The organism is Paenibacillus sp. P4_A9 (genome assembly GCF_056402415.1).
In genome coordinates this window covers 19,139-40,434 of record NZ_JBFUHL010000033.1, presented here as the reverse complement: position 1 = coordinate 40,434, position 21,296 = coordinate 19,139, and the positions used below count along the sequence as shown (strand labels likewise).

Sequence of the window (21,296 nt, the reverse complement as noted above, 5' to 3'; positions counted from 1 at the left end):
AATGAAAGGGAAAACAGCGATTGTTGCGGGTGGAACCGGCTTAGTCGGACGAGAATTGATCAAACAGCTATTGAGCGATCCGGACTATGACAAGATTATTGCCTTAGTTCGTAAGAAATTTGACGTTGAGCAGCTTGGCGGGCATGGAAAGCTCGAGCAGCGAGTAATCGATTTTGCTAAGCTAAGTGATAGTCTGAAGACGTCTGAGTTCGCGCATGCCCACGTATTCTGTACCTTAGGTACAACGATTAAAAAAGCTGGCTCCAAGCAGCAATTCCGCAGAGTGGATCGTGACTATCCCCTCCTGTTAGCTGAAGTGGCGAGTAAAGGACAAGCCGATGCGTTTGCCATTGTGACTGCAATGGGTGCAGACCGCACGTCCTCCTTTTTCTACAATCAAGTAAAGGGAGAGGTCGAAGATAAATTGCGGGGGATACGACTTCGCGCGTTGTATCTGCTTCGGCCATCTCTGATTCTGGGCGACCGTGGGGAGTTCCGACTAGGCGAGAAGCTGGGAAGCATCGTGTCGCGAGCCATTGCTCCGCTGATGACGGGACGTCTTCGGAAGTATCGTCCTATTCATGCGAGCACGATTGCAACTGGGCTTATTCGATCAGCAAAATCGGGAAAAACGGGCGTTCAGGTGCTGAGATCGGATCGGATTGCAACGATTAGTGGTAGATGATCAGTAGGAACAGCGGCCTGAAGCATGCTAGAACAATCCAAAATGGAGTGGTGCTCCGTCTACGTTTTTGTTAAGATTAGTGTCGTTCATTATTCATGTCCTAAACAATGATAGAAAGAAGGTTCACATCATGATTGATCATATCGTCCTTGTAAAATTCGGTGAAACAACAACACAGGAGCAGCTGCAAGAGGTTGTTGATCGTTTCAAAGCGCTGCGTCCACATCTGACAGGTATCGTTGATATCCAAGCGGGTCTTAACTTTTCCGAGAAAAATAAAGGGTATCAGGTTGTCTTGTCCGTGCGTTTTGAAGATAAAGCCGCATTGGAAGCATATGGACCTAACCCTGAGCACCAAGCGGTGGCAGCGTATATTCGCGAAGTTGGCCGCGAGGACAGCTTGATTGTGGATATTGAGATTTAGCTACCAAAGCTGACTGCAATGAAAAAAGACAACCGTATTCGGTTGTCTTTTTTTCGTTGCAGTGGCTGGCTGACGAGCCTTATGGCTGTGAGCTTCGAATTTCTTTGCGATACACCGAAGGCGCAGATCCGCTCCATTTGTGGAACTGCTTCGAGAAATAGAGTGCATCGTTGAAGCCGACGGAGGAGGCAACCTGATCGATGGTCATGGCGGTTGTCATCAGTAGCTGCTTGGCTCGTTCCATGCGGATGTTCAAAAGATACTGCATCGGCGATAAGCCGGTGGATTGTTTGAACATTTTGCACAAATAAGTACGATGATAGCCTAGACTGCGAGCGAGATGCTCGATAGAGACCGTTTGGGTGTACTGCAGTTCTAAGTAGCGGATGGCTTGTCCAATTTGGCGTTTGATATCGCTTTCAGCTGCAGGCTTAACGGAGATATGGTGTGTATTCGCACGTCCTAGCTCACGAAGCAGCAGGCGCAGCCAGCCCTCGGCTTCCAGCTCCTCTAACTGTGGAAAAGCGGTTTGGCTAAAGCAGGAGCGGATATGGCGATAGTAGTGCCGAATTGTACGCGGCGTACTGCCAGTTATGACAGCTTGCTCGGGTGAGACGCCAATTTGTGCGAGAGTGGTGCCTGCGGCTCGCCCGGTAAAGGCAACCCATGTATAGTGCCAAGGCGTTTCGGCATCAGCGGTGTACGTGAACAGCTCGCCTGGATAAATGATGAACGAATCTCCAGCTGTGCAGGTGTACGTTCGGCCACACATTTCAAAGGTGCCTGTTCCGGCATGAACCGTGTGCACCAAGAAATAGTCATGAACAGCAGGACCCATTCTATGCAGGGGGTTGGGTTTGCCTTCACCGCTAAAAAGGACAGATAAGTCAAGATTACTGTGAAGGGGGTTAATACTTACTGTGAAGTAGGTGTGTTCCGGATTCATAGGAGCCTCGTATGTTTTTGTTTTGAGCGTACCCTAATAAACTACAAATGTCCATATTGGAGTTGTTTGAATCCATATTTTTCAAAGCGGGCTTGCGCTATAGTAAGGATATGATACTAGATGAACTATTGGAGGAGAATCTCACATGTCCAAAATTACTTTTTTAGGCGCAGGAAGCACGGTTTTTGCGAAAAATGTACTTGGTGATTGTTTACTTACACCCGCTCTGCAAGGCTTTGAAATCGCTCTCTTTGATATTGATCATGAACGGTTACAAGATTCAGCCAACATGCTGAATAACATCAAGAAAACAAGTGGAAGTACATCCATAATTAAAGCGTATACAGACCGTAAAGAGGCACTGACCGGTGCCAAATATGTGGTAAATGCGATCCAAGTAGGTGGCTATGATCCATGTACGATTACGGATTTTGAAATTCCGAAGAAGTACGGATTGCGTCAAACGATTGCAGATACGGTAGGGATTGGCGGTATTTTCAGAAACTTGAGAACGATCCCTGTCATGTTGGATTTCGCTGCTGATGTGCGCGAGGTATGTCCAGATGCGTTGTTCCTAAACTACACGAATCCGATGGCGGTTTTGACCAATGTGATGAATACGTATGGCGGTGTACGTACAGTTGGATTGTGCCATAGTGTGCAAAGTTGTGTGCCGGAGCTGTTTAAACACTTGGAGATTGATCAAACGGGAGTCAAAGCGAAAATCGCCGGTATTAACCATATGGCCTGGCTGCTTGAAGTGACAAAGGATGGTGTGGATCTCTATCCTGAAATTAAGAAGCGGGCGGCGGAGAAGCAAAAAGAGAAGCACAAGGACATGGTTCGCTACGAAATGATGCTGAAATTCGGCCATTATATTACGGAATCCTCTGAGCATAATGCGGAGTACCATCCGTATTTTATAAAGCGGAATTACCCTGAGCTCGTGGACCGTTTCAATATTCCATTGGATGAGTATCCGCGCCGTTGTATCGATCAAATTAGCCGCTGGAAGCAAATGCGCGAGGATCTTGTGAACGATGCGAATCTAACGCATGAGCGTTCGCATGAGTATGCTTCGTATATTTTCGAAGCGATCGAGACCGATGTTCCGTTCAAAATCGGCGGTAACGTGATGAATACCGGCTTGATCACGAACTTACCGCGTGAAGCGTGCGTAGAAGTGACTTGCTTGGTTGATCGCAATGGTGTTACTCCTACGTATGTAGGTGATCTGCCTCCGCAGTTGGCGGCGCTCAACCGCACGAATATCAACACGCAGTTGTTGACGATTGAAGCGGCAATTACGCGTAAGCGTGAGCATATTTATCATGCGGCGATGCTGGATCCGCACACATCTGCGGAGCTGTCGATGGACGACATCGTCGCGATGTGCGATGAGTTGATTGCGGCTCACGGCAAGTGGCTGCCTGAGTATCACTAAGTAGAAGGTCGCGGGGATGGTTGTCCCCGCGGCCTTTTTTATGTGACTAGTGGGCGGGCCTAAGTGTTAAAAGAAAATAAACCATTAGACTGAAAATATGGTATTAGACTATGGAAATAAAGTTTTAGACAGAAAAAATATAGCATTAGACTGGGTTCAGCATTACGAACGGGCAGGATAACGCAAAAAATTCCAACACCAGGGAATACTACCGTTGAGGTGATTTTATGCGGATATTATTAGTTCTGCTCTCTTTGTTGTTATTAGGAATGAAACCAATGGAATCTCAATCCGATAAACCAATTAAAGCGATAATGACATTCAAGGTTAATTATTTTAATGGACTTAAACCAATAGGGTCATTTACCCCAATAAATAAGGCGCGCTTTATTGTTATAGACCAAGATGGAGAGATTCTTAACACAGGCTTATCGAATTCAAAAGGAGAGTGGATGGTACCAATAAAAGTTGAAAGAGACATGAGGTTCCCAACGAAGCATATGGGAACTATCACATTAGTTACCATAGCAAAAGGATTTAACGAAAACATTATATTTAATGTATCAGTTAATGAACATGGTGAAAATAATGGTGGAATTGTTGTCAGTTTAAATCCAATCAAACCTAACCATAGAAATGAACCAACAATATTGAATGCTGAAAACATACATCGGTTAACTGTATTTGAAACATTGGATTATTTCGCAAATATATTGGGACTCAAAAGACAATCACAAATAGACCCTGGCAGTATACAGTGGGGACCAGAAGCTCAAAACTCGTTACGCTAAACATTCCTGTATAGCCTAAGAAATGGGCTTTGTCAAAAAAGGAGCGCCTCGGTATGATGGGTTTGTCGACGGGTAGATACCCAACACCATCAAGGAGGCGCTCTTATTATGAAGTTTAAGCAATCAGACGGACAAAATCAACGTATTGAACGAATTACCACTTCACATCTTGTTGTGGGCATTGATATGGCAAAGGAAAATCAAGTAGCTCAAGCTACTAATTATCGAGGAATTGTCCTTACAAACCAGCATCTTTCATTCAAAAACACACTCCAGGGATTTGAAAAATTACATCGTTGGATGGAGGGTTTGCTACAGAAACATCGACTGAAGAACATCATAATTGGCATGGAGCCGACGGGACATTACTGGTACAGTTTAGCTAACTGGCTTGTTGAGAAAGGTTTAAACGTAGTATTAGTGAATCCTGCAACGACGAAACGAAACAAGGAGAATCGAGATAATTGTCCTTCCAAGAGTGACCCCAAGGATGCCCTTGTTATTGCAGATGTGGTTAGCCGTGGCTATTACTATGAATACATTCGGCAAGCAACACATTTTCAGAGGTTAAGGACCCTAATGAATGATCGGGAATTTTGGGTAACAAATAGTGTTCGTATGCAGAATCGGATCATCCGATGGCTGGATATACGATTCCCAGAGTATGCTTCGGTATTTAAAGATTGGACCTGTCCACGATCCATAGCTACACTCAAAGAGTTCCCGTCCCCGTTGGATTTAGAAGGTCAAACTACATCAGAAATTATTACAGGTTGGAGAAAATATATGAAACGAGCTGGCGGCTCCACGGGTATTCAGAAGGCAGCTGAACTGCTCTCTAAAGCGGTTTTGAGCGTGGGGGAAATTGTAGCACTGAATGAGGCCAAACAGGATCTGCATCGCTTAATTGAAGAGTACGAGCGCATTGAGGGTATATTGAATCAAATAGCACAAGAGATAGCAGCTTTACTTGGTGAGATCCCAATTTCTAGCCAACTTCGAACTATTAAAGGTCTGGGCACAATCTATATCGCAGCAATTCTGGCTGGTGCGGGCGATCTAAAGCAGTACGCTCACGGTCGTCAACTGCTACGGAAAGCCGGTTTAAACCTAGCAGAGAGCATGTCTGGAAAGCGAAAAGGCCAAATCATACTCTCCAAACGAGGAGATTCCACACTTCGAAAATATTTGTATCTGGCTACCTTAACATTAGTGGGAACAAACCCTGTATTTAAGCAATTACATGAGAAAAACGTGCAAGTCAAACATATGAGTAAGCAGAAGTCCATATTTAAATTGCTTGGAAAACTGGCTCGAATCTTAGTTGGCATGGTGCATTACGAGGAATCGTTTACTCCCGAAAAAACAGTCATTCAATATACTCAAGCTGCCTAACATCTTTGAACTAACCGTAAATTGATTCATTCGCAGGACTTCAAACAAAGAAAGCACGGAGGACCGAGTTCGTTCTCCAAAAGGGCACAGACCCATCCGCTAAACGCTATCGGTCTCCACACCTTGGATAGGTGTAACGAAGGAATGTTAGGGCGACGACCCGTAGAGCCTTGGGATGGTCAATCTCCGAGGGATTGTGGAGTATGCGTGCAGTAGAGTATGATATGGGGAAATATTCCATGTGTTCCTCTGTTCCCGTATGCCTAAAAAGGTTAACTTAAGGTCGCTGCAACTTAATATCCTTACGGCCGCTGTATTCCAAAGTGATGAAATCCTGCGAATGAGTGAGTTTACGTGAGATAAATCCTTAATACTGAGGGACGGGAGAACGATAGTTTAATATAACGCAACAGGCAGCCGACTAAATGATGGCTGCCTGTTTTACTAAAGAATACTTGAGATATAATTATTTATTTATTAGGTTAAGTTTGTCTTCCGAATTCCCTTATTTTTTAACCACAGGCACCCAAAATTCCCCGTAGAAAGTGCCATTGCCGTTATCTTTGCGATAAGTCGCATTTGGACCACCGATGTAAGCATAATCAGTGATTTGGGCCAAGACTTCGCCAAAAGCACGGTAAGTCAGCTGATCAAACAAAGTTTCCTTGTCGCCATTTCCTGCGACCACGATGTACTCGCTCTCTGGAAACTCGATGATGCGCGTTGCGTCAGCCACTGATTTGCCAGCTTCTACAGCGAAATAATTCCACGGTTTTCCTTGATAAACCTCATTGACTGACCATTCGCGATCATCTTTTGCAGCGTCTTTGAGCTTATTAAAACGCCCGTCAGCCTTGAGTCTGTCCCAAAACTCGGTTTTTTCTTTTTGCAAAGCTGGCATGTCTTGAAAATTCGACTGAATTGAAAAACCATAAGCGATCAATGTGAATGATTTTTTGTGTTCAAGTGTATACACTGCCATGTGATTGCTCCTTTTATCCGGTATAACTTCTGGGAGGTCAGACTCAACTTGCTTTTTGATTTTGGCAAATTTGACAAGGATTAGTTTTCGACCTTATTTGCACGAAGCCACATTTCGCCGTAGAATTCACCTGTTTCATTTGCTTTAACGAACGTTGAGTTACCAGGACCAACGTATTTGTATTCTGTGATTTCTTGGATCAGGCCGCCGAAAACTTTGCCTGTGATTTCGTCAGCAAGGCGGTCTTTGTCAGCGCCTGTCCCAGGCACGACGATGTAATCGCCAGCGAGGAAATCGAGGACGACCGCGCCTTCCACGTTAAACTCACCCATTACGCCGAAGCCGCGCCAAGGCTTGCGGTCGAGGTTGTAGTTGATTTGATATTCTTGCCCGTCAGCGAGTGCGAGAAGTTCAGCAAGCTTGCCGTTTTCAGTGATTTCAGCTTTTTTCGCTGCAGTTTTAGCTGCATTACCTGCCCAGTCGTTGTAGTCATCAAATGAAACACCGAAAGCAGTCATTTTGTAGTTTTCTGAGATTGTTTTGATGGAGTAGTTAGACATTTTGTTCTCTCCTTTTTGGGATTTATTCTTTACAAGACTGATTCTATTTGCTAAATGTATCAAAAATTGATACTCTTTATTGAAAACAGAAATGATACAATAAAATCATGAAGAAAACAGAACGAGTGAACCTGATCATGCGTTACATCAATAACCGTGCGCATTTTACGATTGCCGAGATTCAGCGAGAGTTCAAGATTTCCCGCGCGACGGCGATCCGCGACATAAACGAGATTCAGGCGATGGGTTTTCCGCTGACGTCTGAGCTTGGGCGCGGTGGCGGATACAATGTCCTGCAAAATCAATATCTGCCCGCCGCTCGCTTCACGACAGAAGAGCTGAAGGCGATTTTTATCAGCTTTATCGCCTCGAAAAATTCGCAGCTTCCTTATCTGCAAAATCGCCGCTCAATCACTGAAAAACTTATCGGCATCGCGTCGCAAACCCAGCAAGACGAGCTGATCGAGCTGAATAATATCTTGCTTTTCGAAAATACAAATCCCGCCAATCCGAATCTTTTGGAGCTCGATGATGCGGCTCCTGCGGAGCTAAACCAGCTGATTTCGCTTGCTGTGCGGGATAAGCATTTACGCATGACTTATGAGCTGAGTCTTGGATGGCCGCAGTTACTGGACGTTTTTTTGTTGCATATATTTAACTCGAACGCTAAGTGGCTGGTCGAGGTTTATAATTTTGATACGGATGAGTTTCTTTATTTGCCTGTTGAGATGCTGCGGGATTCGGCAATTTCTGAGCGGGAGATGAAGTGGACTGAACAAGAGATTTTAAACAAGAAACTGCTACGTGCACGTGAATCCAATCTTGTTGTGAAACTTGATACGATTGGGATTCAGCGCTTTAAGCGTATGCACCCGCCTGGGATAATTCTGTCCTTAACTGGGATGTTTCAGTCGAGCGGGATTTTCAATGTTCAGTTGGATGCGACCGATGTTGAGGCGCTGGCGTATTATGCGGATTGGCTTTTGTTTTTGGGGAAAGGGGTCGAGTTTGAACGGATTCCTGATGAACTGTGTGTGATTTTGGAAGAGCGTTTAGCCACTTTAAGATTCTCTTGAGTCTTATCTGAGATTTTTCTTTTTGCGATAAACCAGTAGAGAAGTAACGAATTAGCAAAGAAGAGATATTTACCACGATTGGAAGTAAGATGCTGTCGGGTGACAAAAAGTCGCATGTGATGCGGCTTTTTCTTTTTAGTGTCCTCAAGTTCTTGTCAAAATCAGATGACAAGAACTTGAGGACATTCCCGACGGATCGCGCTATGGATATCTTATGTATTCTTAATCACTTCAGTTTCTTGTTGATCTAACTGAGGGGAGCTAACTAACAACTCCGGCTTGCAACGGAGCCGCGATACGCTAACGGGCAGGATTATTACCAATAAAGCGATTTTTTGGAGGCGAGGCATGGGAGTAACGATTCATTATGAGGGCACAGCTAGGAAAGCAAATGTAGTAAAAGTTTTAAGTTACATTGAAGATTACGCAAGGATTAACGAGTGGCAGATTAGCACTTGTGAAACCAATTCTATCATGATCTCACCACACCCTGATTGCGAGACTCTCGGTTTCTGTATTAATGAAAACCAAAGGTTTACTGGTTTTGTTAAAACCAGCTTTGCTCCATTAGAGATTCACCAGAAAATTGTGAAATTATTTTATGAGATAAAGCCAATGTTAAAGAGTCTTACAATTGAAGACGAGAGTGGGTATTGGTTCGAATATTCCGAAAAAGCAACTGGACAAACTGCCAATGAACTTACGGAGTTTCCTGGATTAAGTGAGAAGGATATTGTAAATCCAGAGCTTCTTCAAATTCCTTTGCATGCATCAGCGTATGATCGAAGTTTTTGGAACTCAACACCTAATTATATTAAACCATTAATGCATATTCCTACAGTGCGGGACAGAATGGGATATGATTTATTGAACGGCCCCTATATATTAACCGCTGAGGAAATGGGGCAAGTCTTAGAGAGTGAAGGTCTTGATGCTCGTTCAGAAGATTGGGAAGATAATGTCTTTTATTTTATAAACTTGGCCATTTTGTGGGCTTGGAAACGCTCTACTGGAATGAAAGCCACAAAGATAAGAAGAAATAAGTGCATAGCCTTCGGATGGGCATTAGCACGTGGTTGCCATGGGTTTGGTGGAGGTTTTTTAGGTCAAACACATCGGCGGGCACATCTTGCTATAGATAATTTAGTGCAAAAAGAAGGAGAAGTAAGTCCAGTAAGGAGTTTACAGATTTTATATAGCCTATATGATTTCGTGGGTTTAAGATAGCAATATTTATTCAACTAACAGAAGAACGTTACTTCAAAAAACTACAAATTAAGGCTGCCACCGCGAAAACGAGTGGCAGTCTCATTAAGTTATTCGGGCAGAATAGTTACAAAAAAGGTAACAACTTATTTATACATTTCCTTGATTTTCTTTCGGTGGAATCAAAATACCCATATATCGATCCAGTTAAATTGACCAATAAGGAAAGTGAAATTGATTATGATAAGGTTTTTGAGTTATGTCCCAATCTCATTGCAGCACCAAATGGAGTAACTCAAGCACTATGCGCGAATCATGTTATTTGGAGTTCATTAGCTGATGAAGGAGATCCAATAGCAATTCAATTTAATGAGCTATTCAAACCATTAATTGATCTTTTTAATGGTGGAGGATCTTGGAAAACTCGTCATGGCATGTTAGATACAAGTGATAAATTCCTTTGTTTCCTCTCAGATTGGAGGGAATATAAAACGATTGAGTTAAACTAACGGCGAACCGATAGTTAAGTGCTTGTGCATTCTGGTGTCATTGCGTAACCTAAAGGTGATGTCGCCAGGATCGACTAGGAGTGTGGATAGGAGATACTGAGAGCGTGCGGATAGGTATCCAGCACCAGAGAAACGAAGTCACTATGAAAGACTAGATTATTAAAGGAAATCTAATTCAAAATACAGAAACATATGATACACTTAGGTTATCTAAGTTCATGATATAATTTTTGCTTCTTATTCAACTAATGAGCATTTAATGAAATAACGTATGTGAAAATTTTAAACAGGGGGAGATAATATGTTGCTTTTAATAGCAGCCATCGTATCTATTGTTACATGGATTGCTGTATCCCGAGAACTTGTAAAATCTTCAGAAGAGAAAAACAAAGGAAAAATAATAACTTTAATGTCCGCATGTACCTTATCAACGATAGTTCTGACCATTTCACTTTTTTAAAATATCCAGTTTTAAAAATCACCTATAAATAGTTAGATGTATAACTTAAGGATAGGTTAATTTAATAAGCAAATAAATAAAAATAGAACTTCCAATTTTATGGAAGTTCTATTTTTAACCTAATATCAACATTGAACTTTAACAGAGCCTTCTTATAAAATACCGCAAAGAATTAAATAAACGGGATAGTCACAGTCGTCACAATAGTAAGAGGGAATTTAAAACTCTTTCCAGAGATAACATTTCATTGCGCTCAAACGGAGAACTATAGCTCAATAGACATCAGGAGAAGGCTACCGACAGCATAGAACGGCAGCCTTCTCAGCTTACAGTCAGTAATCCAGGGAAAAGGAATAACATCACTCATACAGAATTATCAGTAAAAAAGAAATCCCTGGAGGTATTTATGACTATATGTATAGAGGAATCATCTCGGATGAGCGGAGATAATTTTTCACCAAAATTATTAGGATCCTTATACGGGTATCCCTTCAATAATAAAATTATTCATTGGTGTAGGGACTATTTTCGATAATTTAAACCCTGCTTTTTCGAATAGTTCGCGAAACTCAGCTTCCGTACGCTCTTTGCCAGTTAAGAGCACAGCCATTTCCAAATCAACAAAATTGAGAAAGGGATCAGATTCGCTATCTGTTTTAATGACATTTTCAATTAATATAATTTTTCCATGATCAAGTATTCCTTGTCTGCAATGTTGAAGGATCTTGATGGACTCCTCATCACTCCAGTCGTGAATAATACTTCTTAAAATATAAGCATCCGCGCCTACCGGAACCGAATCGAAGAAACTTCCAGCAATGCATTCGCAACGATTTTCAAGTCCTACGCTCTGAATGAATGTTTTTGTTCCTTCAATGACGACTGGAAGATCATAAATTGCCCCTGTAACATGAGGATTTTTGCACAATATCGCTTCCATCAATCGGCCATGTCCGCCACCGATATCAATAATCTTGTTGAATGGAGAAAAGTCGTAAATTTCCAACGTAGGACCAATTACTTTTGAAAGTCCTGACATCGCATTATTAAAAATTTCTCCAGCTTCTTGGTTCTCCGATAAGTAATCGAAGAAGGGGATGCCATACGTTTTCCGGAAGGCGGGTTCCCCGGTTTGAACTGCATGCAGAAGATTACTCCATGAATTCCTATCCCATTCTTCTCCTACCATAATGGCGATGGCTCTGGCAGAACCTTTAATGTCTGTCTGTAAGAATACACCAAGCGGACCATTTTCAAAGCACTTATTGTCCAACTCTTTGAATATCCCGGTGCTTGAAAGCGCTCGCAGTAGACGATATAGCGTAGGTGCATGAGTTTTTGTTTCTATAGCAAGTTGCTCATGGCTTTTAGGAGACTCTTTTAACAAATCCGGAATGCCCAACTTCGCGGCAACGGATAAGGATTGTTGAATCCATCCACCAAAAATCAATTGGTATAAATGCTGCGATTCGCCTGCCATGCGATCTCTCCTTCATTTGATAAATTTAAGATTAAATTTATTCGCTTCTCTTAACATGTAGAACGCGTTGGATCGGCGAGATCTATATTCAATATTGTCTGAAAGAAAGTAGGTTGAAATTGTGGTAACCACGCATGTGAACATTGTTTCTTTTATGTGAAAGGTTTCAGATAATTTATAAGAAAAATAATGAGAAATGAGTCAGCTCAATAAAGGGCTTTATAAAAACGATGAAGGATCTGCCGCGGCAGATCCTTTTGACATGCTCACATTTTGTGAAGATGTAACTTAGTTGGAGGATATAATGAACGATAGATGAATTAATGGTGCCAATAAATGACTATTACTCCTGATCAATTGGATGCCGGATTTGATCCTGATATAGATCAAAGAATAGTTTGCCTTGCGTTCCCCTGATCGCGTAACAGACTTCTTCTGCTGTAACACCCCGCTGCTGTAGCTGCTTCGAGAGCCATTCTTTCGATAAACCAATTTGCTGTAAATTATCTGACATAATCTTTCCGTCCATAACTAGTTCAACAGGAAACTGGAGCTTTGTTGTGTTTGTCAAAAGCAAATCCTTATGTATAAGGGGACGATATTCTGGCTTTTTGAGCACCGATAGTTTACCGTTAAGCTCTAAAATGGCATATTGTACTTCTTCGATATCAAAAATGTCCTTTTCTCGCAATTCTTGATTTAGAGTGTCGAGTGTAAATTGAATTTTCCTTAAGTTCTGTTCCATAATTTTGCCGTTTTTATCACTACCGTCGGTTTTCCAGCAACCCATTTCCTAATTTTGCGGTTCTTCAAGGATATAAAAGAGATGAGATAGGTAATGCCACTGAAGATCAAAAAAGAAGTGATAAGATTCCAAGTCTTCAAATGAGTATTAAATGCTAAATTACCGATTATGGCACCTAGTGTGATCGAAGCGACAAAATCATTGTAAGTCATTCGTGCTATCGTGTGTTTTCCGAGAACTCGCGTAATTAACATAATAAGAACGAAAGCAACCACCGTCCGGAGAATTGTTTCCAACAACATATCAACTATCCTCCCTGCCCATATAAATACTTTGTTATTCTTTTCTTTTCCTAGAAAAGAATACATGTGGACAAGAATAAGTTAAGTTAAAAGACAAGAACCCATCTCGCTGGAATCACAGCGCTCACCTTTTTATACAATATTCCGTGCGAGATAAGCCCGGAAAACTAGCCTAAATGGTTGTTCCGCGCGAAATAGGCTCGGAAACCGAGCCTAAACGGTTGTTCCGCGCGAGATAGGCTCGGAAACCGAGCCTAAGCGGTTGACCCGCGCGAGATGGGCTCGGAAACCGAGCCTAAGTGGTTGTGCCGCGCGAGATAGGCTCGGAAACCGAGCCTAAATGGTTGGCCCGCGCGAAATAGGCTCGGAAACCGAGCCTATTTCGTTTGCCTGCGCGAGAGATAGGCTCGCGTAATGGCTGCCCTACCCGCCAAACGCGTCGCGAAACGCTTCTTTTAAGCTTTCGAGCTCCACGTTCCATATAGGGGCGACCTCTGGCGCTACGTTTTCGCCAAACCAATCGGCGAGCAGTCGGCGGTTGCTGCCATTATCGACGATGAAGGGGAGACTCAGCATTACTTTTTTTACATAGATGGTCTCGGCTGACTTGATTTGCTCGGGGGTGAGCCATATTTTTAACCGCTTAATGGTCCGATATAACTCCTTATCGCAGGCTCTCCGAATGGCACGAGCGTTGGGGTATTGCTGTTTATGTCGTTCACTTTGCTTCTGGTACACCATGCTGGGATCGACGCTCCTCTCTCTGTTATGTGTATGCACAGAGAGGGCGGAGAGCCACTAGGGACAAGAACCTATGACGCCCAAGTTCGTGTCAGGTTTGAGGCGGGAACTGTCTTTGCTCCCTTGCGCTACTGTTCCTGTCCACACGTTACTCTTGCTTAGCTACTGCTCCAGCACCGCAGCATGCTTCGCCTCACGCGGCCCCAAATTGGTCATGAGCGCCGGGAGCAGCATTCCTCGAACGAGGAAGGTATCGATGAGGATGCCTGCCGCCATCGCGAACCCAAACAGCAGCAACTCCTGCAAAGGCTGCGTCATTAAGACACAGAAGGTCGCCGCGAGCACGATGCCAGCCGAAGAGATGACGCCGCCAGTTAGCGCCGCGCCACGCTGTACGGCTACTCGCCATGGATGGCGCCGCGCTTCCTCTTGCACTCTAGACACCAAAATGATGTTATAGTCCACGCCTAACGAGATGAGGAAGATAAAGGTGTACACAGGTAGACGGTAACTGAAGGCATCGTGTCCAAAGCCGAAATGAAACACACTCCATACAATGCCCATCGTAGCCGCGTAGGACAGCAGCATAGTGGCCATCATGGTAAGCGCCAATCGAATGGAGCGGGCCTGCCAGATTAGCATAACGGTAATCAATAACGTAATGAGAGAGAAAATAATCAACGTATCACGCTTATTCATGGTACGAACATCAAGCTGCTCCGCTGTTTGGCCTGCGTAATGCAGGGTAAACTGATCAGGCTCGAAGCCACTCTGCCTAAGCATGGCATCGCTATTCTTGCGTAAGCTGGAGATCACCTCAAGCGCAGATTGATCATAGGGATTCATCTTCAGAATCAGCTGAAGCTTCATCGTATGCTTAGGTAAATCGGCATTCTCAGCAGTTATCCCCGGCGTAAGCGAACTAATCCCCTCATGCCCCCGGATAAGTTCGGTCAGTGTGTTCATTTTGCCAATAAACGCCTCATCCCAAACGATTTCCTTCTTCGAGTCCAAAAGAACGGTGACTGGCGCTAATTGCCCCTCCGGGAATCGTGCTTCCAGAATTTCAAAGCCTTGTCTGGCAGAAATATCGCTAGGGAAGGATTTCATGAGATTAAACGAGTAGCGCATGCCTAGTGTAGAAATAGCAGGTGCCAACAGAACGATAATGAGTACTAAAGCGGTAATCCGTGGCTTTGTGGTAACGCGAGTACTTACCCAAGCCCAGAAGCCGCGAGGCTGCTCATTTGCAAGAGTCACGTCATCAGTACGTGGAATAAACGGCCAAAAAGCTTTCCGCCCAATCAAGGCAAACATAGCAGGAATTAACGTCAGTCCACCGAGCAGAATGACCAGCATTGCAATGGAAAAAACAGGGGCAAAGTTATGATAGGGCTTGAACACAGCTGTGAATAAGGTGAACATGGCGATTAGCACGGTGCCGCCGCTGAAGAAAATCGGTTCAGCCACGTTGGAGAAGGCCTTCGACATCGCATCGTATTTGGAATCGGTTGTCCGCAGGGCAGAACGATAGCGCGTAATAATGAATAAGCAGTAATCCGTCAACACAGCAAAAAGCAAGATCATCATGATGGAGAGGGATTGCTTTTCGACGAAAATCCAGCCCATTTTGCCTGCTAAGCCTATGACGCGATCGACGACTACATACACCATGCCTGCGATAACCAAGGGTAACAAGGCCAGCAGCGGGGATCGATAGATGACGATTAAAATGATAAGAATGATACCAAGTGTGGCGAGCATTAACACAAAATCGGCTTTTTTGAAGAGCATTATGGTATCGGATGAGATGCCCGCGGGACCTGTGATTTCAAGCTTCATTGTCCCCAAGCCTTGCTGCTCCGACCTATGACGAATTTGTTCAAGCGTATCGTAGACAGGACCAGAGGCCAGATCCTTCTGGAGGGTGAGCGTTAACAAGAGCGTTGTCCGATCTGCGGAAAATAAGAGCTCTTGCTGCGCGGCGGGCATTTGATGGAAGGGCATAGCACGCGTGACGTATGGCGGTTTCTGATCTGAAGCCAGCCATGAACTGATGCTAGTTATGGCGCTACGTTCAGCATCCGTGATAGGTTGCTCGGAATGGAACACGAGGATGGCGGTTAAGCCGTCTTGGGAAGGGTATGCCTGTTGTAAAAGCTGTTCAGCTACTTCAGACAGGGTACGGCCACTTACACTGCCTTCACCTCCGCTTTGGGCGACCTCCTTGGAAGATGGCGCAAAAGCGCTTAATAAAAGAATGGCAGCTAGCCAGCTGATGAGTACGATTTTGACACCTTTGGCACTGCTAACGAACTGAGCAAGACGTGTTAAAGCATGTTTCATGGCAGGTTCATTCCTCTCTCCTAAATCTACTTCAGATTGTAGGAGAGAAATATGAACGGACCATGAATGGGTCATTACATTCGTGGCAATCGAACAGTAAATGTCGTACCTTTGCCTTGCTCACTCTGCACATGAATGCAGCCACCGTGCAGCTCGATGATTTTCTGAACAATGGATAAACCAAGGCCCGTGCCAGCACTGGCGCGGTTTCGGGACCGATCCGCTTTGTAGAAGCGGGTAAAAATATGAGGCAGCTCCGCCTCAGAAATGCCAATCCCTGTGTCGCGTACCACGACGGTGACCCCCGTCTCTGACGACTGAATCGCAATGTGCAACGAGTCGCCAAGCCGCGCATATTTTATGCCATTCGTAATGAGGTTAAGCCAAACCTGATGCATCAATTGGTGGTCGGCCGAGACGTCTGTTTCCGGTAGATCCAACTCAATCGCCAGGTCTTTATCCGACCAATGCCATTCCGTATGAATGAGAATTTGACGGATTTGTTCATCCAACCTGTACACGGTGCGCTTAATTACATGACTCTCTTTATCTAATGAGGCTAGTGTTAGGAGCTGCTTACTGAGAGAGGACAATCGTTTGCTTTCGTCTAAAATGATATGAAGATAGCGCGCCTTCTCCTCCTCGGAGGTCGTCTGATCCAGAATGGATTGGGCGAAGCCCTGAATCGAGGTTAGCGGAGACTGAATTTCATGGGAGACGTTGCCCACGAATTCCTGCCGCATAGCTTCTACCTGTTTGAGCGATTGCGCCATGTAGGTGAAATCTCGCGCAAGCTCCCCGATTTCATCCTGACGGGAAACGTCCATCGTCATTTCGTAGCTGCCGCCAACGATCCGTCTGGTAGCTTCTCTCAATCTTTTGACTGGCTTCACGATGAATTGGGAGAAAATAATGATAAGGACGATGCTGAAAAGGAAGGTAAGTCCGAGCAGAAAAGCCATCAGTACGCGCACGCCGCCGATCTGCTGCTCCAAATTAGGTCGAACAAATAAGGCATATGTTTTTCCCTGCACCTCAACGGGAACACCGATGCTGTTGCGCAGGCTATTTTCAAAATACCCGATCACCTTCAGAAAATGACGCTCCTGCAGCATACCGCGGTACGTTTCACCCGCTAAAACACGATGAATTTGCTCCGGATCCAACTGCGTATGTTTATACGGTGTTCCATAAAAGGTCCCCGCCGTCTGCTCATTCACGACATAAAGCTGGAACCCCATATTGGCAATATGGGTGAAATAGGTGGCAGGCGCCACGTCGGGCATTTCTTCATAAAGCGCTCGAATTTCCGTCGTGATCTTCCAGATTTGTTCCTCGTTCTGATCCTTTAATTTCGTTAAATAATACCAATTCGAAAGAAAGAGTGCGAGCACGGAGCTGACCATGGCGATGAGAATGAACGTAACCACAATGCGAAAGTATAATGTTTTCACCCTTCTGTCACCTCAAGCTTGTAACCAAGTCCTCTCACGGTCGTAATCATAAAATCATTCGTTTTCTCATAAAAACGCTCCCGCAGTCGCTTGATATGAACATCGATGGTTCGGCTGTCACCCTCATAATCCGTGCCCCAGAGCATTTGAATCAGTTGCTCACGTGTAAAAATGCGTCCCGGATGGCTCGCCAATTGGGCGAGCAGCTGAAATTCTTTGAGCGGCAGCAGCAGTGTTTCACCTGCGATCGTGACTTCATAGCTTTTGCGATTGATGACCGTTTGACCCAATGTAATCATCTCCGAGGAAACCAGCTGGTATCGCCGCAATAACGCGCGCGTTCGGAAGAGTAATTCCTTCGGCTCGAACGGCTTTACGACGTAATCGTCGGTGCCAGAGGCAAAGCCTCGCTCTTTATCTTCAATTTCACCTTTGGCCGTTACAAGTAGAATGGGAATATCGTAGTGTTCGCGGATTTCCGCGCATAGCTCCAAACCGTCACGCAGCGGCATCATGACATCAACAACAGCGAGATGGATTTGTTCCGTTTCCAGCAGTCTCGAAGCTTGTTCACCGTCACTTGCTTCAAAGACAGCATAGCCTTCTTTGGAAAAGAGGAAGCGCATCAGTTCGCGAATATGGGCATCGTCATCGGCGACGAGTATATGTGTTTTCACAGGGGAAGCACCTTCTTCATTGGAATCAATTGAGCTTGGCCTCAGTGTAAACGAAAAAAAACCTTAATGCCACTTCTGATATCGAGCCGCCTGATATTGACGTTTCGAGGTAGCAGAAGGATGACTTAAGGTTCGCTTGGACTAGAGACTAATGCACATTAATATAGCCGATCATCGGCCCGCTATGCGCCATATCCGTATGTGTCATGCAGATGAGGCGATAGGTGCCAGCTTGATTAGCGGTAAAATGTACGATGGTTTCTTTGCCTTTTTTGATCTCACCGCTGATATTAAGTCCCTCGATGAGAAAGGGGTGACTCTCGCCGTTGACACCATAGATACTGAGCTTAATATGTTCGCCTTTCCTCACGTCGACAGAGCCGGGGTCCCATCGATACGCTTCGATGGTTTTGCCATCCGCAGTGGTGGATTTGAACTCGCCAACAACCATATGAATGGTGCGTTCTGCCGTGGGTTCGGCTAAGGTCGGCAGGATGCTTGCTCGATTTAGATACAGCCAACCGATAAGAATGAGTAGAAGTGCGGCTGTAAGCTGAACAACATGCTTGCGTTTGACAATCCATACTCGGGACATAGGGTCCGCCTCCTGTACAAGGGTCTTGTACATCTTATGCGGGGGCTTGTCAGCGCATGAATCGGGTTTGAGCTGGCGGTGCTACCACCAGGCGGTAGGGTAGGTGGAACGGGTTGCCCGGTGATACCCGATGGCAACAAGCACGATCACCACTGCGCCGAGCAGCACCGGCGTCAGCAGGAAGCTCCAGCCGGCGCACGTGAGCATCACGAGCAGCGGGTCTGCGCCAGCAGGCGGATGCAGCGTGCGTGTCAGCTGCATGAGCGTGATCGCGGCGCCGACGGCGAGGGCGAGGCTCCACGCGTGCACGCCGAACGCGGTGAGGGCGCAGAGCCCGACGAGCGTGCTCAGCACGTGGCCGCCGATGAGGCTGCGGGGCTGGGCGAGCGGGCTCTGAGGGAGCGCGAAGGCGATGACGCAGGAGGCGCCGAAGGGGGCCATCAGCAGCGAGGTGCTGACGAAATCGCCGAGCAAGCTGCACAACAGAATGGCGATGAAGCCGCCGATGCCAGGGATGAGCTTGATGAACAAAGGGGAGAGCGGTCGAAGACGAGTTAACATGGGGTGTACCTCTTTTCATTGTGATATCCCTGATGGTATCATGAGTATATATATTTGAATAACGAATGATTCCGATAATTGATATTTGATATTCCGATGGGTTGGGGGCGGGATCGTATGTTGGAACAGCTAGATGGTCGAAGCATGAAAACCTTCGTTACGGTGATGGAGGAAAAGAGCTTCAGCAAAGCTGCGCTTAAGCTTGGTTATGTGCAGTCCACCGTCACGATGCATATTCTTCAGCTGGAGCAAACCTTGGGACAGTCTCTCTTTACACGATTGCCGCGCGGGGTTGAATTGACAGCGGCAGGCCGAGAAGTGGCGCCCTATGCGTATCGCTTCCTGCAGTTAGGAGATTCCTTGCAGGAGAAACTAACGGGCCTGCAAGAGCCCAAAGGCGTGGTGCGCCTGCGTGCGCTGGAATCGTTCTGTGTGCCGCATCTACCAATGATGCTGCCTACGTTGTTCGCGCAATTTCCGCACATCCAGCTGCAGCTGGAGACGGGCTTTCAACGCGACATTATCCAGGAGGTATCGGCATATCGCGTGGATTTAGGTATTGTGCCGCGGGATCCCAAGGTGCGGAATCTTACGTTTATCCCGTTGCTAGCGGATGAATTGGTGTGGGTAGGCGCTCCAGCACTAGTGCAGCGCATCGAGTTGGAAGGTTGGGAAGCTGTCGCACAAACGCAGGTTATCGGCTTCGGCAGCCGCTGCATCTATCAGTCAATGGCTTCGCAAGTGCTGGCGGATAAAGGTCTCACGTCGTTTACCGAAATGGCCTTCGATAGCACGGAAATGCTCAAACAGACGATGATGTGCGGCATGGGGCTTTCCTTGCTGCCTGTCACTTCCGTGGAGAAAGAGCTTGCATCGGGCAAGCTGCTCCGCGTGGGTACGGAGAAATCGATCCCGTTGGAGCATGGGCTGGTTCACCGCGCTAGCAAAGAACTTAGCGCACCTGTGGAAGCGTGCAAAGCGCACATTGTGGCGTATTTCAATGAGGGGGAGGGTTTGCGTTGAATCTTCAACAATTTTGCGAGGGTATTGATCTTGCTGCTGAAGCTCAGCAGCTCGTGTATGAGCGAGTGATGGCCCAGCAGGAATATCGGGCGTATAAGGAACATTTTTATAAAGACAATGCTGCGTTTTTAACTGAGGTGAAGCAACGGGAAGACGATCGGCAGCTGCTTCTCTATCTCTTCATTCGATTTGCAGTTGATGCCCATGAGGCGTATCGCGTGCGAGGGATTGATGATGCGATTTATTATGACACCTTCTCGGATATTCAGATCTGGTGCTTAGCTTGTAAGCAGAATCACGATGAGTATGGGATCGAACAATTCAATTGGCTGAAAGAGCATGTACAATTGCGCTTATTTCGATTGGGTAGATTGCAATTCCAACCTTATGCGCTAGATCGTGAGGTCATCGTAGATGGGCACACCATGGAGCACAATCGTATCGTGCTGAATGTCCACATTCCCGCGGGAGAGCCGTTACGTCCTGGGGACGTTGAGGAATCCTTTGTGCGGGCTATAAGCTTTTTTAGAGGCATCGCTCCTGTGTTTATATGTCAATCTTGGCTGCTCTATCCACAATTACATGAGATCTTAGATGCGGACTCGAATATTCTTCATTTTCAAAAACAATTCGAGATTTACCATGTGGACGATGAATCCAGACAAGCGGAGGAACGGATTTTTACACGGATAAGTGAAGATCCAAACGATTATGCCGAAGGATCGTCCTTGCAGCGAAGCGCCAAAGCTTATTTGCTTGAGGGTCATAAGCTGGGAAGCGGGTACGGCATCCGAATAGCTTCACAACAGTAGAGCAAGAGAGCTCGTCTATGTTACTATGAATAGGAATAGAATAACGTATGATCTGGAAAGCGAAGCGAAGAGAGGGTTAAGA

The 21,296-nt window shown here is 45.5% G+C and carries 23 protein-coding genes and 1 pseudogene; 12 read left to right on the top strand and 12 right to left on the bottom strand.

The window, feature by feature from the left end:
• Position 1 precedes the first annotated feature (1 nt).
• Positions 2-685 carry an NAD(P)H-binding protein gene (locus AC1DVJ_RS19640; protein WP_477592921.1) on the top strand — a complete coding sequence of 228 codons (684 nt, stop codon included), beginning with the start codon at positions 2-4 and terminating at the stop codon, positions 683-685.
• Positions 686-815: 130 nt separating this feature from the next.
• Positions 816-1,109 (top strand): Dabb family protein, encoded by a 294-nt coding sequence (locus AC1DVJ_RS19635; RefSeq protein WP_167067077.1) that lies wholly within the window; start codon positions 816-818, stop codon positions 1,107-1,109.
• A 79-nt stretch (positions 1,110-1,188) separates the two neighbouring features.
• On the opposite strand, the gene AC1DVJ_RS19630 is transcribed toward AC1DVJ_RS19635, so the two are convergent.
• A complete protein-coding gene (locus tag AC1DVJ_RS19630; RefSeq protein ID WP_477592920.1) occupies positions 1,189-2,055 on the bottom strand; it encodes an AraC family transcriptional regulator in 867 nt (288 codons plus the stop codon).
• 145 nt (positions 2,056-2,200) lie between these two features.
• On the opposite strand from AC1DVJ_RS19630, the gene melA reads away from it, so the two are divergent.
• From melA to AC1DVJ_RS19615, 3 genes are all read left to right on the top strand, one after another.
• Positions 2,201-3,499: an alpha-galactosidase gene (gene melA, locus AC1DVJ_RS19625; protein ID WP_477592919.1), complete on the top strand. Its 1,299-nt coding sequence runs from the start codon at positions 2,201-2,203 to the stop codon at positions 3,497-3,499.
• Positions 3,500-3,726: 227 nt separating this feature from the next.
• A complete protein-coding gene (locus AC1DVJ_RS19620) occupies positions 3,727-4,290 on the top strand; it encodes a hypothetical protein (RefSeq protein WP_477592918.1) in 564 nt (187 codons plus the stop codon).
• Positions 4,291-4,398: 108 nt separating this feature from the next.
• Positions 4,399-5,685, top strand: a complete 1,287-nt coding sequence (locus AC1DVJ_RS19615) for an IS110 family RNA-guided transposase (RefSeq protein WP_477592917.1) — start codon at positions 4,399-4,401, stop codon at positions 5,683-5,685.
• Between the two features lie 505 nt (positions 5,686-6,190).
• Here AC1DVJ_RS19615 and AC1DVJ_RS19610 read toward each other — a convergent pair.
• On the bottom strand, positions 6,191-6,667 hold the full coding sequence (locus tag AC1DVJ_RS19610; protein ID WP_477592916.1) for a GyrI-like domain-containing protein: 477 nt from the start codon (positions 6,665-6,667) through the stop codon (positions 6,191-6,193).
• Between the two features lie 80 nt (positions 6,668-6,747).
• Positions 6,748-7,227 (bottom strand): hypothetical protein, encoded by a 480-nt coding sequence (locus AC1DVJ_RS19605; RefSeq protein ID WP_477592915.1) that lies wholly within the window; start codon positions 7,225-7,227, stop codon positions 6,748-6,750.
• Between the two features lie 107 nt (positions 7,228-7,334).
• Between AC1DVJ_RS19605 and AC1DVJ_RS19600 the strand changes: the two genes are divergently transcribed.
• The 5 genes and pseudogenes from AC1DVJ_RS19600 (at position 7,335) to AC1DVJ_RS19580 (ending at position 10,478) form a co-directional block, all read left to right on the top strand.
• Positions 7,335-8,303, top strand: coding sequence for a helix-turn-helix transcriptional regulator (locus AC1DVJ_RS19600; RefSeq protein WP_477592914.1), 969 nt, complete (start codon positions 7,335-7,337; stop codon positions 8,301-8,303).
• Positions 8,304-8,651: 348 nt separating this feature from the next.
• Positions 8,652-9,530, top strand: a complete 879-nt coding sequence (locus AC1DVJ_RS19595) for a hypothetical protein (RefSeq protein ID WP_477592913.1) — start codon at positions 8,652-8,654, stop codon at positions 9,528-9,530.
• A gap of 191 nt (positions 9,531-9,721) precedes the next feature.
• Positions 9,722-10,018 carry a hypothetical protein gene (locus AC1DVJ_RS19590; RefSeq protein WP_477592912.1) on the top strand — a complete coding sequence of 99 codons (297 nt, stop codon included), beginning with the start codon at positions 9,722-9,724 and terminating at the stop codon, positions 10,016-10,018.
• Positions 10,019-10,134: 116 nt separating this feature from the next.
• Positions 10,135-10,245 (top strand): annotated as a pseudogene (locus AC1DVJ_RS19585) (IS1595 family transposase); the annotation flags it as partial.
• A gap of 74 nt (positions 10,246-10,319) precedes the next feature.
• Entirely contained in the window at positions 10,320-10,478 is a 159-nt protein-coding gene (locus AC1DVJ_RS19580) for a hypothetical protein (protein ID WP_477592911.1), read from the top strand.
• Between the two features lie 475 nt (positions 10,479-10,953).
• Here AC1DVJ_RS19580 and AC1DVJ_RS19575 read toward each other — a convergent pair whose 3' ends face one another.
• The 9 genes from AC1DVJ_RS19575 to AC1DVJ_RS19535 form a co-directional block, all read right to left on the bottom strand.
• The gene (locus AC1DVJ_RS19575; RefSeq protein WP_477592910.1) at positions 10,954-11,958 is read right to left on the bottom strand and encodes a methyltransferase; all 1,005 of its coding nucleotides are present in this window, start codon (positions 11,956-11,958) and stop codon (positions 10,954-10,956) included.
• Positions 11,959-12,301: 343 nt separating this feature from the next.
• Complete coding sequence (locus AC1DVJ_RS19570) at positions 12,302-12,748, bottom strand: DUF421 domain-containing protein (RefSeq protein ID WP_477592909.1); 447 nt, start codon at positions 12,746-12,748, stop codon at positions 12,302-12,304.
• Positions 12,688-12,957: a DUF421 domain-containing protein gene (locus AC1DVJ_RS19565; RefSeq protein WP_477592951.1), complete on the bottom strand. Its 270-nt coding sequence runs from the start codon at positions 12,955-12,957 to the stop codon at positions 12,688-12,690. Before AC1DVJ_RS19565 ends, AC1DVJ_RS19570 begins: the two co-directional genes overlap by 61 nt.
• Positions 12,958-13,428: 471 nt before the next feature.
• A complete protein-coding gene (locus tag AC1DVJ_RS19560) occupies positions 13,429-13,746 on the bottom strand; it encodes a dehydrogenase (protein WP_477592908.1) in 318 nt (105 codons plus the stop codon).
• 162 nt (positions 13,747-13,908) lie between these two features.
• Complete coding sequence (locus AC1DVJ_RS19555; protein ID WP_477592907.1) at positions 13,909-16,092, bottom strand: MMPL family transporter; 2,184 nt, start codon at positions 16,090-16,092, stop codon at positions 13,909-13,911.
• A gap of 74 nt (positions 16,093-16,166) precedes the next feature.
• Positions 16,167-17,546 carry a sensor histidine kinase gene (locus AC1DVJ_RS19550; RefSeq protein WP_477592906.1) on the bottom strand — a complete coding sequence of 460 codons (1,380 nt, stop codon included), beginning with the start codon at positions 17,544-17,546 and terminating at the stop codon, positions 16,167-16,169.
• A complete protein-coding gene (locus tag AC1DVJ_RS19545; protein ID WP_477592905.1) occupies positions 17,543-18,223 on the bottom strand; it encodes a response regulator transcription factor in 681 nt (226 codons plus the stop codon). The genes AC1DVJ_RS19550 and AC1DVJ_RS19545 overlap by 4 nt, the downstream gene beginning before the upstream one ends.
• Before the next feature lie 148 nt (positions 18,224-18,371).
• Positions 18,372-18,818: a cupredoxin domain-containing protein gene (locus tag AC1DVJ_RS19540; RefSeq protein ID WP_477592904.1), complete on the bottom strand. Its 447-nt coding sequence runs from the start codon at positions 18,816-18,818 to the stop codon at positions 18,372-18,374.
• 81 nt (positions 18,819-18,899) lie between these two features.
• Positions 18,900-19,379, bottom strand: coding sequence for an HPP family protein (locus tag AC1DVJ_RS19535; protein WP_477592903.1), 480 nt, complete (start codon positions 19,377-19,379; stop codon positions 18,900-18,902).
• 117 nt (positions 19,380-19,496) lie between these two features.
• Here AC1DVJ_RS19535 and AC1DVJ_RS19530 point away from each other — a divergent pair, with 117 nt between their 5' ends.
• Both AC1DVJ_RS19530 and AC1DVJ_RS19525 read left to right on the top strand, forming a co-directional pair.
• On the top strand, positions 19,497-20,402 hold the full coding sequence (locus tag AC1DVJ_RS19530; RefSeq protein ID WP_477592902.1) for a LysR family transcriptional regulator: 906 nt from the start codon (positions 19,497-19,499) through the stop codon (positions 20,400-20,402).
• Positions 20,399-21,214, top strand: coding sequence for an acyltransferase domain-containing protein (locus tag AC1DVJ_RS19525; RefSeq protein WP_477592901.1), 816 nt, complete (start codon positions 20,399-20,401; stop codon positions 21,212-21,214). Before AC1DVJ_RS19530 ends, AC1DVJ_RS19525 begins: the two co-directional genes overlap by 4 nt.
• Positions 21,215-21,296: the final 82 nt, after the last annotated feature.

Coding starts and splice junctions, on each gene's coding strand:
- AC1DVJ_RS19640 (WP_477592921.1), top strand. CDS start 2: ATGAAAGGGAAAACAGCGATTGTTGCGGGTGGAACCGGCTTAGTCGGA.
- AC1DVJ_RS19635 (WP_167067077.1), top strand. CDS start 816: ATGATTGATCATATCGTCCTTGTAAAATTCGGTGAAACAACAACACAG.
- AC1DVJ_RS19630 (WP_477592920.1), bottom strand. CDS start 2,055: ATGAATCCGGAACACACCTACTTCACAGTAAGTATTAACCCCCTTCAC.
- melA (WP_477592919.1), top strand. CDS start 2,201: ATGTCCAAAATTACTTTTTTAGGCGCAGGAAGCACGGTTTTTGCGAAA.
- AC1DVJ_RS19620 (WP_477592918.1), top strand. CDS start 3,727: ATGCGGATATTATTAGTTCTGCTCTCTTTGTTGTTATTAGGAATGAAA.
- AC1DVJ_RS19615 (WP_477592917.1), top strand. CDS start 4,399: ATGAAGTTTAAGCAATCAGACGGACAAAATCAACGTATTGAACGAATT.
- AC1DVJ_RS19610 (WP_477592916.1), bottom strand. CDS start 6,667: ATGGCAGTGTATACACTTGAACACAAAAAATCATTCACATTGATCGCT.
- AC1DVJ_RS19605 (WP_477592915.1), bottom strand. CDS start 7,227: ATGTCTAACTACTCCATCAAAACAATCTCAGAAAACTACAAAATGACT.
- AC1DVJ_RS19600 (WP_477592914.1), top strand. CDS start 7,335: ATGAAGAAAACAGAACGAGTGAACCTGATCATGCGTTACATCAATAAC.
- AC1DVJ_RS19595 (WP_477592913.1), top strand. CDS start 8,652: ATGGGAGTAACGATTCATTATGAGGGCACAGCTAGGAAAGCAAATGTA.
- AC1DVJ_RS19580 (WP_477592911.1), top strand. CDS start 10,320: ATGTTGCTTTTAATAGCAGCCATCGTATCTATTGTTACATGGATTGCT.
- AC1DVJ_RS19575 (WP_477592910.1), bottom strand. CDS start 11,958: ATGGCAGGCGAATCGCAGCATTTATACCAATTGATTTTTGGTGGATGG.
- AC1DVJ_RS19570 (WP_477592909.1), bottom strand. CDS start 12,748: ATGGGTTGCTGGAAAACCGACGGTAGTGATAAAAACGGCAAAATTATG.
- AC1DVJ_RS19565 (WP_477592951.1), bottom strand. CDS start 12,957: ATGTTAATTACGCGAGTTCTCGGAAAACACACGATAGCACGAATGACT.
- AC1DVJ_RS19560 (WP_477592908.1), bottom strand. CDS start 13,746: ATGGTGTACCAGAAGCAAAGTGAACGACATAAACAGCAATACCCCAAC.
- AC1DVJ_RS19555 (WP_477592907.1), bottom strand. CDS start 16,092: ATGAAACATGCTTTAACACGTCTTGCTCAGTTCGTTAGCAGTGCCAAA.
- AC1DVJ_RS19540 (WP_477592904.1), bottom strand. CDS start 18,818: ATGTCCCGAGTATGGATTGTCAAACGCAAGCATGTTGTTCAGCTTACA.
- AC1DVJ_RS19535 (WP_477592903.1), bottom strand. CDS start 19,379: ATGTTAACTCGTCTTCGACCGCTCTCCCCTTTGTTCATCAAGCTCATC.
- AC1DVJ_RS19530 (WP_477592902.1), top strand. CDS start 19,497: ATGTTGGAACAGCTAGATGGTCGAAGCATGAAAACCTTCGTTACGGTG.